This is a genomic window from Streptomyces sp. NPDC104309 (genome assembly GCF_055584025.1).
The window spans coordinates 21904-36470 of record NZ_JBVJMV010000050.1; the positions used below are offsets into that span (position 1 = coordinate 21904).

Sequence of the window (14567 nt, forward strand, 5' to 3'; positions counted from 1 at the left end):
AGGGCCCTCGTCCTGCGTGCGGTGCTCACGGCCACTGAGCGGGACTGGGCATTGTCAATTGCAAGAACGAATTCTAGTTTTCTGTCGTCAGTGTCCAGGCCCCTGCGGGCCCCCACACCTTATGGAGAGCCATGACCGAGGCCGTCATCGTCGAAGCCGCGCGCACACCGGTCGGCCGGCGCCGCGGGGTCCTGTCCGGGCTCCACCCGGCGGAACTCCTCGGGCTCGCCCAGAGGGGCCTCGTGGAGCGTGCCGGCATCGCCCCCGACACCGTCGAACAGGTCATCGGAGGCTGCGTCACCCAGGCCGGTGAACAGTCCAACAACGTCACCCGCAACGCCTGGCTGCACACCGGACTGCCCCACACCACAGCCTGCACCACCATCGACTGCGCCTGCGGATCGTCCCAGCAGGCCGTGCACCTGATTGCCGCACTCATCGCCGCCGGTGCGATCGAGACCGGTATCGGCTGCGGCGTCGAGTCGATGAGCCGCGTCTTCCTCGGCGCGGCGCTCGCGCCCGGCACCGGTGTCCCGGTGCCCGAGAGCTGGTCCCTGGACATGCCCGACCAGTTCACGGCGGCCGAACGCATCGCACGGAACCGGGGCATCACCAGGGCCGAGGCGGACTCCCTCGGTCTCGCCTCCCAGCAAAAGGCCGCCCGAGCCTGGGCCGAGGGACGCTTCGACCGGCAGATCATCGAGGTCCGGGCGCCCGTCGTCGGCCCCGAAGGGCCCACCGGGGAGACCGCCCTGATCACCCGCGACCAAGGGCTGCGCGACACCACCCCACAGGCGCTGGCCGCCCTGGGGCCGGTGCTCCCCGACGGCATCCACACCGCCGGCAACTCCTCCCAGATCAGCGACGGCGCCGCCGCCGTCCTTCTGATGAGCCGGGAACGCGCCGCCCGCGAAGGGCTGCGCCCGCGCGCCCGGATCGTGGCGTCCGCCATGGTCGGCTCCGACCCGTACTACCACCTCGACGGGCCCGTCGCCGCGACCGAGCGGGTGCTGCGTACCGCCGGCATGACCCTCGGCGACCTCGACCTCGTCGAGATCAACGAGGCCTTCGCCTCCGTCGTCCTGTCCTGGGCGCAGGTCCACAAGGCCGACCTGGACAAGGTCAACGTCAACGGTGGCGCCATCGCGCTCGGTCACGCCGTCGGCTCCACGGGAGCCCGGCTCATCACACAGGCCCTGCACGAACTGGAACGCACCGGGAAATCCACCGCACTCATCACCATGTGCGCCGGCGGAGCGCACGCGACCGCCACGATCATCGAACGTATCTGAGGGACGTCATGACCATCGGGCTCACCCAGGAGCACCGCGACCTGCGCGATGCCGTACGCACCTTCGCGAACCGGCACATCACCGAGGACACCGTCCGGGCGGCGGCCGACGCCGACAAGGAGACACTCCCCGCCCACTGGAGCGGCCTCGCCGGGCAGGGGCTGCTCGGACTGCACCTGCCGGAGGAGGCGGGCGGCGCCGGTTACGGCCTCGTCGAACTGGCCGTCGTCACCGAGGAGCTGGGCCGCGCGATGGCCCCCGGACCGTTCCTGCCGACGACGCTGGCCTCGGCCGTCCTGCACGCCGCCGGACACCGGACGTACCTCGCCACGCTCGCCGCCGGCACCACCGTCGGCGCGGTCGGACTCGCCCCCGGCACCCTCGCCGTGGACCGCGCCGCCGACGGCACGGCCACGGTCACCGGCACCTGCGAACTCGTCGTCGGCGGGCACCTCGCCGACGTGTTCGTGCTGCCCGCCGCCGACGGCGGCCGCATCACATGGCTCGTGCTGCCCCGCGCCGCGGTGGACACCACCGACGTCCGCAGCCACGACCTCACCCGCCGCTCGTCCCGCGTGACCGCCCGGTCGGTGCGTGTCCCGGCCGCGGACGTGCTGGACCTCGACCCGCAGGTACCCCAGGACCTCGCCGCGGCCCTCTTCGCCGCCGAAGCCTCAGGCATCGCCGACCGCTGCGTGACCACCGCCGCCGAATACGCCCGCGTGCGGGAGCAGTTCGGCCGCTGCATCGGCCAGTTCCAGGGCGTCAAGCACCGCTGCGCCCGCATGCTCGCGCTGGCCGAACAGGCCCGCGCCTGCGCCTGGGACGCGGCCCGAGCGGGCGATCCGGGTGGCGCCGACGATCCCCACGAGGCCTCACTGGCCGCCGCCGTCGCCGGAGCGGTCGGCGTGCAGGCCGCGTTCGTGACCGCGAAGGACTGCATCCAGGTGCTCGGCGGCATCGGCTTCACCTGGGAACACGACGCGCATCTCGCGCTGCGCCGCGCCCAGACCCTGCGTGTCGCACTCGGCCCGACCGCCGCCTGGCACCGCCGCGTCGCCCGCCTCACCCTGGACGGCACCCGTCGGAAGCTGGGCGTCGAACTGCCGCCGGAGGCCGAGGCCGTACGCGAGGGGATACGGGTCGAACTGCGGGGGGCCGCGGCCCTGGACGGCAAGCAACGCCTCACCCACCTCGCCGACCACGGGTACACCGCGCCGCAGCTGCCCGCACCCTGGGGCAAGGGCGCCGACCCCGTGACCCAACTGGTCATCGCCGAGGAGCTGCAGGCGGCGCACCTCACCCCCGTCGATATGATCATCGGCGGCTGGGTGGTGCCCACGCTCATCGCCCACGGCGACGGCGCCCAGCAGGAGCGGTTCCTCGCCCCGACCTTGCGCGGCGACATCGTCTGGTGCCAGCTGTTCAGCGAACCGGGGGCGGGATCCGACCTCGCGGGGCTCGGCACCCGGGCCGAGAAGGTGGACGGCGGCTGGCGGATCACCGGGCAGAAGGTATGGACCTCCATGGCCCACGACGCCCACTGGGGCATCCTGCTGGCCCGCACCGATACGACCGTGCCCAAGCACAAGGGCATCTCGTACTTCCTCCTCGACATGACGAGCCCCGGGCTCGACATCCGGCCGCTGCGGCAGATCACCGGTGAGGCCGAGTTCAACGAGGTCTTCCTCGACGCGGTGTTCGTCCCCGACGAACTGCTCGTCGGCTCGCCGGGCGACGGCTGGAAGCTCGCCCGGACCACCCTCGCCAACGAACGCGTCGCCCTCTCCCACGACTCGGTCGGCTCCGGCGCCGGGACGCTGCTGGAGATCGCCGCCGCGTCCGACGGTCTCGACGACGAACAGCTCACCACGCTCGGCGGCCATCTCTGCGACGCGCAGTCCGGCGCGCTCCTCGCACTGCGTACCACGCTGCGCACCGTCTCCGGACAGCAGCCCGGCGCCGAGGCGTCCATCGCCAAACTGCTCGGCGTCGAACACCAGCAACGGGTCTGGGAGACATGCGTGGACTGGCAGGGCGCCGCCGCGCTCACCGGCGAGGGCGAACGGCACGACGCCACCTGGATGTTCCTCAACTCACGCTGCCTGTCCATCGCGGGCGGTACGACGGAGGTCCAGCTGAACATCATCGGCGAGCGCCTCCTCGGCCTGCCCCGTGACCCCGAGCCCACCGAGAAAGGCTGATCATGCCCATCGACCGCGACAAGGCGCTGAACGCGGACCCGTCCGTCCGCGAGATCCGCTGGACCACGCGCGACGTACTCCTGTACCACCTGAGCCTGGGCGCCGGTGCCGACGCGGCCACCGACCCCGAACTGCACCTGACCTTCGAGAGCGGCCTCACCGTGCTGCCCACCTTCGCCGTGGTGGCCGGCTCCGGGATCTCCTCGGGCGAGGGAACCGTGCCGGGGCTTGAGATGCCCGGCATCGACATCGATCTGCGGACCATGCTGCACGCGGGTCAGGGACTTGAGATCCACCGGCCCCTGCCGGCGTCGGGCACCGCGACGCTGCGCTCGCGCGTCGCCGAGGTGTGGGACAAGGGCAAGGCCGCGCTGATCGTCCTGGAGTCCGCGGCCACGGGCCCCGACGACGAACCGCTGTGGACCACGACCACCCGCGTCTGGGCCCGCGGCGAGGGCGGCTTCAGCCAGGACCCCGGCCCCGAGGAACGTTGGTCGGCACCGGATCACCCCGCCGACACCGTACTCACCACGGTGACCACACCCCAGCAGGCACTGTGGTACCGGCTCAACGGTGACCTCAACCCGCTGCACGCCGACCCGGCCTTCGCTCGTTCGGCCGGCTTCGACCGGCCGATCCTGCACGGACTCGCCTCCTACGGACTGGTCTGCAAGGCACTCGTCGACGGCGTCCTCGGCGGCGATGTCACCCGCCTCACCGGCCTCGCCGTACGCTTCGCCGGCCCCCTGGTTCCCGGGGAGTCGATCGCGACATCCGTATGGCGCGACGGACCTGTGAACGACGGCACCGAGCGCCTCGTACTGCACACGGCCTGCCCCGAACGCGACGGCGCGCCCGTGCTCACCCATGCGACGGCGACGGTGAGGTCATGAGCATCCCCGCCCGCGAGGCCGTCGAACAGGCCACCGGACCGCGCCTGGTGGCCGAACCGCACGAGGACGGCGTCGACGTGGCGGTCGCCGCGGCCCGCAGGGTGATCGCCGCACTGCTGCACGCCGGCGACCAGACCGGCGCCGGCATGACGGAGATCGCCGCACAACTCGACGCCGTCGCCGACCGGCTCACCGAGAAGGCCCCCACCCTCCAGGAGCGTTTCGCCGTGATGTGGCGGGGCGAGGGCGTGACCCGGCACGATCCCGTCACCGGCCCGGAGAACGCCCTCGCACCGCCGCTGCGGCTGCACGGCAAGGAGGACCGTTCCGTCGAGGGCGTCGTCACACTCGGCCTGCCCTACCAGGGGCCGCCCGGACATGTGCACGGCGGTGTCTCGGCGCTGCTCCTGGACCACACGCTGGGCGTGGCCAACCACTGGGGCGGCCCCTCCGGGATGACCGCGGAACTGACCTTGCGCTACCTGCGGCCCACCCCGCTGTTCGAGCCCCTGACGGTCACCGGACGACAGGTTTCGGTGGACGGCTCGCGGATCCGCACCGTCGGGGCTGTCGCCGCCGGTGGCCGCACCTGTGTCACCGCGGAAGGACTGTTCATCAACAAGCAGCTGTCCAGGCCGAGTTGAAGGAGGCGACAGCGATGGGAAAGCTTGACGGCAAGGTCGCGGTCATCAGCGGCGCCGGCCAGGGCGTCGGCCAGGGCATCGCCCTCGCCCTCGCCTCCGAGGGCGCCTCGGTCGCCGTCCTCGGGCGGACCGAGGCCAAACTGGTGGCGACCTGCGAGCTGCTGCGCGGACGGGGGGTGAAGGCCGAGCCGTTCGTCCTGGACGTGCTCGACACGGAGCGGATACCCGCCCTGGTGGAACAGGTCGCCGAACGCTTCGGCGGCATCGACATCCTGGTCAACAACGCCTACACAGGGTGTTACGGGCCGCTTCTGTCGCTGAGCGACGAGCAGTTCCAGAAGGGCTTCGACAGCGGCCCTTTCGCGGCCTTCGCCTTCATGAAGGCCGCGCATCCGTATCTGAAGGAGAACGACGGCGGTGTGATCATAAATCTGGTCACCTCCGCCATGGTCCGCTGGGACCTGAGTACCTACGGGGCGTATGTGGCGGCCAAGTCCGCCCTGCGCTCCCTGACCCGGGCCGCCGCCAACGAATGGGGCCGTGACGGAATCCGCGTCAACGCCGTCGCTCCGCACGCCGTGTCGCCCGCGTACGCCCGATGGCAGGACGCCCACCCGGAGGAGGCCGCCGAGTTCCGCGCGTCCGTCCCGCTGGGGTACGTGGGCGACTGCGAGCAGGACATCGGGAGGGCCGTAGCGATGCTGTGCGGCCCGGACGCCCGCTATCTGACGGGCGCCACGGTGCCGCTGGACGGCGGCCAGGCCAACTTCGGCTGACGCCGGCCGGGGGCGTCCGGCCGACGTCACGCCCATACCGGGCCACCGGGAAGGCTCCGCGCCCACGGTGGCTCCGGACCAGTGACACGGCCCACGCCCCGGCCGGACCGGACGCGCCCGGCGTCCGGCACGGTCGCGGCGAAGTCGCGGGTTCTCCCGGTCAGCGGGACCGCCCCGGCCAAAAGCCCCCATCCGTGGATAGCGTCGCCACCGGCGCGGACCGGGACGCCGCCGCCACGGCGACACCGCGCCCCACGGATCCGGGCGCCGTCCGGTCCGGCCGGACCGGACGCGCCCTCACGCGCCCCCTCCGGGCGCCACGACCACACGGGACGACGTGCCGCGCACCCGCGCGGCCCGTCTCCCCACCGACATCGGGAAACCCGTCCACCGGGTGAGAGGGACCGACATTGCCACACCAGACGATTGCCGACCTGCTGCTCGCCCGTGCCGGGGACGACCACCCGGGCCTGCTGACCCGAGAACGGTCCTGGACCTGGGACGAGATGGTCGGGGAGAGCGCGGCCCGTGCCTCCTGGGCCGGGGAGCTGCGCACCGAGGGGCCGTTCCACATCGGCGTACTCCTCGACAACATCCCCGAGTACCTCTTCTGGCTGGGCGCCGCAGCCCTGGCCGGCGCGGCCGTCATCGGCATCAACCCCACCCGCCGCGGCGTCGAACTGGAGCGGGAAGTACGGCACACCGACTGCCAGTTGATCGTCACCGACCGGGCGGGCGTCGACCTGCTGCACGGCCTGGACGTCGGCGTGGACCGGGACCGGTTCCTCGTCGTCGACGAACCGGAGTACATGAGCCGTCTCGCCGCCCGCCCCCGCCGGCCCGTGCGTTCCCCGGACGTCACCGCCGCCACCCGGATGCTGCTGCTCCTGACCTCGGGCACGACCGGCATGTCGAAGGCGGCGATCTGCTCGCAGGGCAGGCTCGCCGCGCTCGGCGCCGCCAACAGCGCGAAGTACGACATCACCCGCGAGGACATCTGCTACTGCCCGATGCCGCTGTTCCACGGCAACGCGCTGATGGCGCTGTGGGCACCGGCCCTCGCAGCCGGCGCCACCATCGCTCTCACCCGCACGTTCTCCGCCTCCGGGTTCCTCCCGGACGTCCGCCACTTCGAAGCCACCTACTTCACGTACGTCGGCAAGGCAATCGGCTACATCCTGGCCCGCCCCGAGACCGAAGACGACGCCGACAACCGCCTCACCCACGCCTTCGGGACCGAGGCGTCACCCGAGGACGCGGCCCGCTTCCTGAGCCGCTTCGGCTGCCGTCTCGTCGAGGGCTACGGCTCCAGCGAGGGCGGTGGCATGCTCAAGCGGGCGCCCGACGGGCCGGTGGGCGCGCTCGGCGTACCCGCCCGCGACGGCGTCCGGATCGTGCACCCCACGACCCGGGAGACCTGCCCGCCCGCCGTGCTCGACTCCTACGGCCGGGTGGGCAACCCGGAGGAGGCCATCGGCGAGATCGTCGACACCGAGGGCGCGGCCCGTTTCGAGGGCTACTACAACAACGAGGCCGCCAAAGCGGAACGCGTCCGCCACGGCTGGTACTGGACCGGTGACCTCGGCTACGTCGACGAGGCCGGCTACTTCTACTTCGCGGGCCGCTCCGGCGACTGGATCCGCGTCGACGGCGAGAACATCTCCGCCCTGCTCACCGAACGCATCCTGCGCAGACACCCGCGCGTCGTCGCCGCAGGTGTCTTCGGCGTGCCCGACCCGCGCTCCGGCGACCAGGTGATGGCCGCACTGGAGGTCGCCGACGGCACCCGCTTCGAGGACCTGGACCTGCCCGCGTTCCTGGCCGGTCAGGAGGATCTGGGCACCAAGGGCGCCCCCCGCTTCGTCCGTGTCTCGCACACGCTGCCCACCACCGGCTCGAACAAGCTGCGCAAGAAGGAGATGCAGCTGGACGGCTGGCGCACCGACGACGCGGTGTACCGCTGGGCGGGCCGGGGCCGGCCCGCGTACGCGCTGATGACCGACGACGACAAGGCCGCCCTGCGCGGCGAGTTCCTGGCCAACGGGCGAGGGCGCTTCCTGCCCTGACCGGGCCCGGCCGGCCCGGCGGCGACAATCAAGGAGAACCACATGCAACTGCGCGAGAGCGCCGCGCACCAGGAGCTGCGGCGGGAACTGAGGGCGTACTTCGCGGGCCTCATGCCCGAGGACGAGCGCCGTCGCGTCGGCGAGGAGGGCGTGGGCGGCGAGCGCTTCCGCGAGGTCGTCAAACGGCTCGGCTCGGACGGCTGGCTGGGCATCGGCTGGCCCACCGAGTACGGCGGCCAGGGCCGGCCGGTGGAGGACCAGTACGTGTTCTTCGACGAGGTCCAGCGGGTGGGCCTGCCCTTCCCGTTCGTCACGGTCAACACCGTCGGACCGACCCTCATGGCGTACGGGTCCGAGGAGCATCGCAAGCGCTTCCTGCCCGGCATCCTCTCCGGTGACATCGTGTTCGCGATCGGCTACACCGAGCCCGAGGCCGGTACCGACCTCGCCTCGCTGACCACCCGGGCGGTCCGGGACGGCGACACCTACGTCGTCGACGGCAGCAAGATCTTCACCAGTGGCGCCAACACGGCCGACTACGTGTGGCTCGCGGCCCGGACCGACCCGGACGCCCCCAAGCACCAGGGCATTTCCATCCTGATCGTGCCGACCACCGAGGACGGCTTCTCCTGGAGCCCGATCCGCACGGTCGGCGGCATGGTCGTCACCGCGACGTACTACAGCGGGGTGCGCGTCCCGGCCGACGACGTGGTGGGCGAGGTGGACGGCGGCTGGCGGCTGATCACCGCCCAGCTGAACCACGAACGCATCGGACTCGCCGCCCTCGGCGGTCGCATGATCCAGCTGTGGGAACAGGTCCTCGACTGGGCCAAGGAGAACGGGACGGCCGACATCCCCTGGGTGCGGCAGGAGTTCGCCCGTACCCACGCCCGGCTCGAAGCGATGCGGCTGATGAACTGGAAGATGACCGCCGCCGTCGCCCGCTCCGCGCTGACCGGCGCCGACGCGGGAGCCGCCAAGGCGTACGGCACCGAGACCCACATCGACGTCCAGCGCGGACTGGCCCAGATCCTCGGCGCGGCCGGGCGCATCCGGCCCGAATCGCCGGGCGCGGTCCTCGCGGGGCAGATCGAACAGCTCTCCCGGCAGGGCATCGTGAACACCTTCGGCGGCGGCGTCAACGAGATCCTGCGCGACATGGTCGCCACCCAGGGGCTCGGGCTCCCGCGCACGGGGCGTGGCGCGTGAACCGGAACAGCGACCGTCCGCAGCCGGGGTACGAGGAGCGGCTGGCGGCCTTCGCCGGGCGCGAAGTGCACGCCCCCACGCCGGCCCAGGACCCGGTGAACCAGCCGATGATCCGGCACTGGGTGGAGGCGATGGGCGACACCAACCCGGTGTACACCGACGCCGGTGCGGCCCGCGCCACCGGGCGCGGCGGGGTGGTCGCACCCGCGTCCATGGTCCAGGCGTGGACGATGCGCGGATACGCGGCCACCGTCTCCCCGCCGCCCGGCCCCAGCGGCTTCGACGAACTGGTCGGCCTCCTCGACGAGGGCGGCTACACCTCCGTGGTGGCGACCGACTCGGAGTTGACCTTCCTCCGGGAGCTGGAGCCCGGGGACCACGTCTGTGTCCAGGAGACCGTCGAGTCGATCTCGGCGGAGAAGAAGACCGGCCTCGGCCCGGGGCGGTTCGTCACCACCCTGAAGTCGTACCGCGACCAGCACGGCGGGATCGTCGCCACCCAGCGCTGGCGGACGCTGAGATTTCGCCCGGCGAGGACGCCGTCGGACGCGGGCGCAGAGGCGCGGACGGCCTTTGAGGCCGCACCCGCACCGGCAACGGACCCGGTTTCCGCCCTGCGCCCCCGCCCGGCGGCCAACCGTGACAACGCCTTCTTCTTCGAGGGCGCGCGGCGGCACCGGTTGCTCATCCAGCGCTGCGCCGACTGCTCCGAGCTGCGCCACCCGCCGGGTCCCTGCTGCCCGCGGTGCAACTCACTGGAGTGGGACACCGTCGAGGCCTCGGGCCGCGGCCGTGTGTACAGCTTCGTCGTGAACCACCATCCACGGCACCCCGCCTTCGACTTCCCCCTGGTCGTCGCGGTGGTCGAACTCGCCGAGGGAACCCGCCTCATCACCAATCTGACCGGTGTCGCGCCCGAGGACGTCGCGATCGACATGCCCGTGGTCCTCGACTGGCTCGACGCCGACCCCGATCTGACCCTGCCGGTGTTCCGGCCCGCCCCGACGGAGGCGCCCTGATGGATTTCTCCTTGGGAGAAGAGCTCGAAGCGGTCCGCGACCTGGCGCGTGAGATCTTCACCGACCGTGCCACGCCCGAGCGGCTGCGAGAGGTGGAGACCTCGCCGGCTCGCGTCGACGAACGGCTGTGGGGCGATCTGGCGGCAGCAGGTCTGCTCGGGGCTGTGCTGCCCGCACGGGACGGAGGCGCCGGACTCGGCCTGGCCGGGCTCTGCGTCCTTCTGGAGGAGCAGGGCCGGCGGGTGGCGCCGGTGCCGCTGTGGCCCGCGCTGACCGGTGCGCTGGCCGTCGCCGCGTACGGCACCGGAGCGCAGCGGGCACGGCTGCTGACGGGACTCGCCGACGGCTCCGGGCGGCTGACGCTCGCCCTGGAGGAGTTCGGTCCCGCCGATCCGCTGCTGCCGGGGACGGCCGCGGTGGCGGACGGTCCGGGATGGCGGCTCAGCGGTGTCAAGGCCGTGGTGCCCGCGCCGGCCGGCGCGGGGCACGTGCTGGTGACCGCCGCCACGAGCTCCGGGCCCGGCCTCTTCCTGGTGGCGTCCGACGCCACCGGCGTGACCTGGGAGTACGCCGAGACCACCAGCCACGACCTCAGCGCCCACCTCACGCTCGACGAAGCCCCTGCCGAGGCGGTCGGCACGCCGGGCCGCGGAGGCGTCGAGCACCTTGTCCGGAACGCCTTCGTGGCGCTGGCCGCCGTCCAGGTGGGGGTGGCCGACGGCGCGCTGCGGTATGCGGCCGGCCATCTGCGCGAGCGCCGACAGTTCGGCCGCCCGCTCGCCACCTTCCAGGCCGTGCAGCACCAGCTCGCCGACTGCTACATCGACATCGAGGCGATGCGGGTCACGCTGTGGCAGGCGGTGGACGCCTCGGCGGAGCCCTTCGACACCGAGACCGCCGACCGTGCCGCCCTGGTGGCCAAGTGGTGGGCCACCGAGGGCGGTCTGAACACCGTGCACCGTGTTCAGCACGTGCACGGCGGCATCGGCGTCGACACCGACTACCCGGTGCACCGCCACTTCCTGTGGGGCAAGCAGATCTCCACCACCCTGGGCGGCGCGGGCGCGGACCTCGCGCGCCTCGGCGCCCTGGTGACCAGCGGGGCGGTGACCTCGTGACGCGGCAGCCCAGCACCGTTCTCCCGCCCACCCGTGTGTACGAAGAGGTGGCCGTCGGCGACGTACTTCCCGCGCTGCCGGTCCCGGTGACGCGCACCCTGATCGTCGCCACCGCCCTCGCCAGTCGTGATTACCAGGACGTGCACCACGACCCCGAACTCGCCCGGGAGCGCGGCTCCGAGGACATCTTCATGAACATTCTGACCAGCAACGGCCTGGTCGACCGGTACGTCACCGGCTGGGCCGGCCCGGCCGCCGTGATCAAGGCCATCCGCATCCGGCTCGGCGCCCCCAACCACCCCGGCGACACCCTGGTGCTCACCGGCACCGTGGTGGCGAAGTCGGACGCGGACCGTCAGGTCGAGATCGCCGTCAAGGGCACCAACAGCCTGGGTGCTCACATCACCGGAACCGTTGCGGTGCGGTTGCCGGGGGAGGTGCGATGAGTACCGCTCCGCTCTCCGGGACCGCCGCCGTGGTCGGCATCGGCGCCACCGAGTTCTCCAAGAACTCCGGGCGCAGCGAACTCCGGCTCGCCTGTGAGGCCGTGCTCGCGGCCCTCGCCGACGCGGGACTGGAGCCCGCCGACGTCGACGGGCTGGTCACCTTCACCGCGGAGACCAACTCCGAGATCCATGTGGCCCGCAACACCGGCATGGGCGACCTGACGTTCTTCTCCCGCATCGGCTACGGCGGCGGGGCGGGCTGCGGCACGGTGCAGCAGGCGGCCATGGCCGTGGCCACCGGAGCCGCCGACGTGGTCGTCTGCTACCGGGCGTTCAACGAACGTTCCGGCGAGCGGTACGGGCTCGGCCAGGCCGCCCGCCCCATGGACACCACCGCGGACCGCGCCGCCTACGCCTGGATGACCCCGTTCGGGCTGAGCACTCCCGCTCAGTGGGTGGCCATGTTCGCCCGCCGCTACATGCACGAATACGGAGCCACCACCGACGACTTCGGCCGGGTCGCCGTGGTGGACCGCAAGCACGCAGCGAACAACCCGGCCGCCTGGTTCCACGGCCGTCCCATCACCCTCCAGGACCACCGCGACTCCCGCTGGATCGCCGAACCGCTGCGGCTGCTCGACTGCTGCCAGGAGACCGACGGCGGCCAGGCCCTGGTGATCGTCTCCGCCGAACGCGCCCGCGACCTGCCGCATCCGCCCGCGGTGATCCGCTCGGCGGCCCAGGGACTCGGCGCGGACCAGCACATGATGACCAGCTACTACCGGCCCACCATCACGGGGATCCCGGAAATGGGCCTGGTCGGACGGCAGTTGTACCGGCAGAGCGGTCTCGGCCCCGACGACATCGACGCGGCGGTCCTCTACGACCACTTCACCCCGCTGGTCCTTCCCCAGCTGGAGGAACTGGGCTTCTGCGAGCCCGGCGAAGCGAAGGACTTCATCGCCGACGGCCACCTGGAGGTCGGCGGCAGACTGCCGGTCAACACCCACGGCGGACAGCTGGGCGAGGCCTATCTGCACGGAATGAACGGCATCGCGGAGGGCGTCCGGCTGGTCCGCGGCACCTCGGTGAACCAGCCGGACAAGGCCGACCACGTCCTGGTCACCGCCGGGACCGGCGTCCCCACCAGCGGCCTGATCCTGGGAGCCGACCGATGACCGACTCCCCTTGGCAGGGACGTGAACTCGGCACCCGTACCGTCTCCTACACCGCACGTGACGCGATCCTGTACGCGCTCGCGGTCGGCGCCCCGGCGGACAGGCTCGACCTGGTGTACGAGGAGCGCCTGCGGGTGCTGCCCACCTTCGCGCTGACCCTGGCCCAGTGGGCGCCCGACGCGCTCGGCGAGCTCGGCGCCTTCGATGTCACCACCGCCGTGCACGGCAGCCAACGCCTTGTGATGAAACAGCCGTTGGACGCCTCCGGCGAGCTGACGACGTCGGCGCGTGTGGCGGCGGTCTGGGACAAGGGCTCCGCCGCCGTCTTCGACGTGGAGGTGTCCTGCGAGCGCTTCACGGCGACCTGGTCCCTCTTCGCCCCGGGCCGTGGGGGCTTCGGCGGCGAGCGCGGCCCGTCCGCCCCGCGCAGCCCCGACCGGCCGGCCGATCACACACCGACCGTGGCCACGCACTCACGGCAGGCGGCGCTCTACCGGCTGCTCGGCGACCGGCACGCCATGCACATCGACCCCGAGGCGGCGAAGGCGGCAGGGATGCCCCGGCCCTTCCTGCACGGGCTGTGCACCCTCGCCGCGAGCCTGCTGTCGCTGGCCGACGAGCTCGGTGTGCATCCGGCCGGACTGGTGGAGCTGGAGGCCCGGTTCGCCGCTCCGGCGTACCCCGGCGACCGGCTCGCCCTGCGCGGCTGGACCGCCCCGCATGGCGAGGACGCCCCGCACGATGTCGCCGTGCGCTTCGAGGCGTCCGCCGACGACGCCCGCGCGGTGCTCACCGGCGGCCGTGCCCGATTCGACGCCGACACCCCGGACCAGAAGGAGAACCCCGATGCTTGAGCCCGCGCAGCGCGCCGAGGCCGCCGAAGTGCTCTGGGCCGCACAGCGCGACCGGGCCCCGGTCGAACCGCTCACCACCACCTGCCCGGGGATCGACGCGGCCGACGCCTACGAGATCCAACTGATCAACATCCGCAGGCAGTTGGCGGACGGCCGCACGGTCCGGGGACACAAGGTGGGCCTGTCCTCGAAGGTCATGCAGCAGATGATGGGTGTGGACGAGCCCGACTACGGCCATCTGCTCTCGGACATGGTGCTGCCCGAGGGGACCTCCGTGGCGGCCGACCGCTACTGCCGCCCCCGGATCGAGGTCGAGATCGGGTACGTACTCGGCCGGAGTCTGCCGGGGGAGGGGTGCACGACGGCGGACGTCCTCGCGGCCACCGAGTACCTCGTCCCCGCAATCGAACTCATCGACAGCCGCATCAGGGACTGGAGGATCCGGCTCGCCGACACGATCGCCGACAACGCCTCGTCGGCCGGGGTGATCCTCGGCGAGGCCCGGGTCCGGCCGCAGGACCTAAACCCGGCCGACATCGCCGCCGTGCTGTACCGGGGCGGCGCGGAGATCGCCCGCGGAAACACCAGCGCGGTGCTCGGCGACCCGACCGAGGCCGTGGCCTGGCTGGCCCGCAAGGTGGCGTCCTGCGGGGTGCGTCTGGAGGCCGGGCACGTCGTCCTGCCGGGGTCCTGCACCCGGGCCGTCGACGTACGGGCGGGGGACGAGTTCCGGGCCGAGTTCGAGGGGCTCGGCTCCGTCTCCGTCGGCTTCATCCACTCAACGGGACACCGCCGGACCGAAAACTGAAATTGATACTAGTTTCGTGGGCGGGGCGCACCCCCCTCGGCATCGCCGGGGTGCGCCGGC

General features: G+C 72.3%; 13 protein-coding genes. All 13 read left to right on the forward strand.

Going from position 1 to position 14567, the window contains the following annotated elements; translation table 11 throughout:
- Positions 1 to 131: 131 nt before the first annotated feature.
- The gene (locus tag ACZ68L_RS39625) at positions 132 to 1292 is read left to right on the forward strand and encodes a steroid 3-ketoacyl-CoA thiolase (protein ID WP_469587731.1); all 1161 of its coding nucleotides are present in this window, start codon (positions 132 to 134) and stop codon (positions 1290 to 1292) included.
- Positions 1293 to 1300: 8 nt separating this feature from the next.
- Positions 1301 to 3496: an acyl-CoA dehydrogenase gene (locus ACZ68L_RS39630; RefSeq protein ID WP_469587734.1), complete on the forward strand. Its 2196-nt coding sequence runs from the start codon at positions 1301 to 1303 to the stop codon at positions 3494 to 3496.
- 2 nt (positions 3497 to 3498) lie between these two features.
- Positions 3499 to 4389 (forward strand): MaoC/PaaZ C-terminal domain-containing protein, encoded by an 891-nt coding sequence (locus ACZ68L_RS39635; RefSeq protein ID WP_469587737.1) that lies wholly within the window; start codon positions 3499 to 3501, stop codon positions 4387 to 4389.
- The gene (locus tag ACZ68L_RS39640; RefSeq protein ID WP_469587738.1) at positions 4386 to 5033 is read left to right on the forward strand and encodes a PaaI family thioesterase; all 648 of its coding nucleotides are present in this window, start codon (positions 4386 to 4388) and stop codon (positions 5031 to 5033) included. Before ACZ68L_RS39635 ends, ACZ68L_RS39640 begins: the two co-directional genes overlap by 4 nt.
- 14 nt (positions 5034 to 5047) lie before the next feature.
- Positions 5048 to 5809 (forward strand): SDR family NAD(P)-dependent oxidoreductase, encoded by a 762-nt coding sequence (locus ACZ68L_RS39645; protein ID WP_469587741.1) that lies wholly within the window; start codon positions 5048 to 5050, stop codon positions 5807 to 5809.
- Between the two features lie 410 nt (positions 5810 to 6219).
- The gene (casI, locus tag ACZ68L_RS39650) at positions 6220 to 7875 is read left to right on the forward strand and encodes a steroid-22-oyl-CoA synthetase (protein WP_469587744.1); all 1656 of its coding nucleotides are present in this window, start codon (positions 6220 to 6222) and stop codon (positions 7873 to 7875) included.
- 42 nt (positions 7876 to 7917) lie between these two features.
- Positions 7918 to 9084 (forward strand): acyl-CoA dehydrogenase family protein, encoded by a 1167-nt coding sequence (locus tag ACZ68L_RS39655; RefSeq protein ID WP_469587747.1) that lies wholly within the window; start codon positions 7918 to 7920, stop codon positions 9082 to 9084.
- Positions 9081 to 10103, forward strand: a complete 1023-nt coding sequence (locus tag ACZ68L_RS39660) for a bifunctional MaoC family dehydratase N-terminal/OB-fold nucleic acid binding domain-containing protein (RefSeq protein ID WP_469587750.1) — start codon at positions 9081 to 9083, stop codon at positions 10101 to 10103. The genes ACZ68L_RS39655 and ACZ68L_RS39660 overlap by 4 nt, the downstream gene beginning before the upstream one ends.
- Positions 10103 to 11221 carry an acyl-CoA dehydrogenase family protein gene (locus tag ACZ68L_RS39665; RefSeq protein WP_469587752.1) on the forward strand — a complete coding sequence of 373 codons (1119 nt, stop codon included), beginning with the start codon at positions 10103 to 10105 and terminating at the stop codon, positions 11219 to 11221. The genes ACZ68L_RS39660 and ACZ68L_RS39665 overlap by 1 nt, the downstream gene beginning before the upstream one ends.
- Positions 11218 to 11667, forward strand: a complete 450-nt coding sequence (locus tag ACZ68L_RS39670) for a MaoC family dehydratase (RefSeq protein ID WP_469587755.1) — start codon at positions 11218 to 11220, stop codon at positions 11665 to 11667. The genes ACZ68L_RS39665 and ACZ68L_RS39670 overlap by 4 nt, the downstream gene beginning before the upstream one ends.
- The gene (locus ACZ68L_RS39675; RefSeq protein WP_469587758.1) at positions 11664 to 12845 is read left to right on the forward strand and encodes a lipid-transfer protein; all 1182 of its coding nucleotides are present in this window, start codon (positions 11664 to 11666) and stop codon (positions 12843 to 12845) included. Before ACZ68L_RS39670 ends, ACZ68L_RS39675 begins: the two co-directional genes overlap by 4 nt.
- Positions 12842 to 13699: a MaoC/PaaZ C-terminal domain-containing protein gene (locus ACZ68L_RS39680; protein WP_469587761.1), complete on the forward strand. Its 858-nt coding sequence runs from the start codon at positions 12842 to 12844 to the stop codon at positions 13697 to 13699. The genes ACZ68L_RS39675 and ACZ68L_RS39680 overlap by 4 nt, the downstream gene beginning before the upstream one ends.
- On the forward strand, positions 13692 to 14507 hold the full coding sequence (locus ACZ68L_RS39685) for a 2-keto-4-pentenoate hydratase (RefSeq protein WP_469587764.1): 816 nt from the start codon (positions 13692 to 13694) through the stop codon (positions 14505 to 14507). The genes ACZ68L_RS39680 and ACZ68L_RS39685 overlap by 8 nt, the downstream gene beginning before the upstream one ends.
- Positions 14508 to 14567 lie beyond the last annotated feature (60 nt).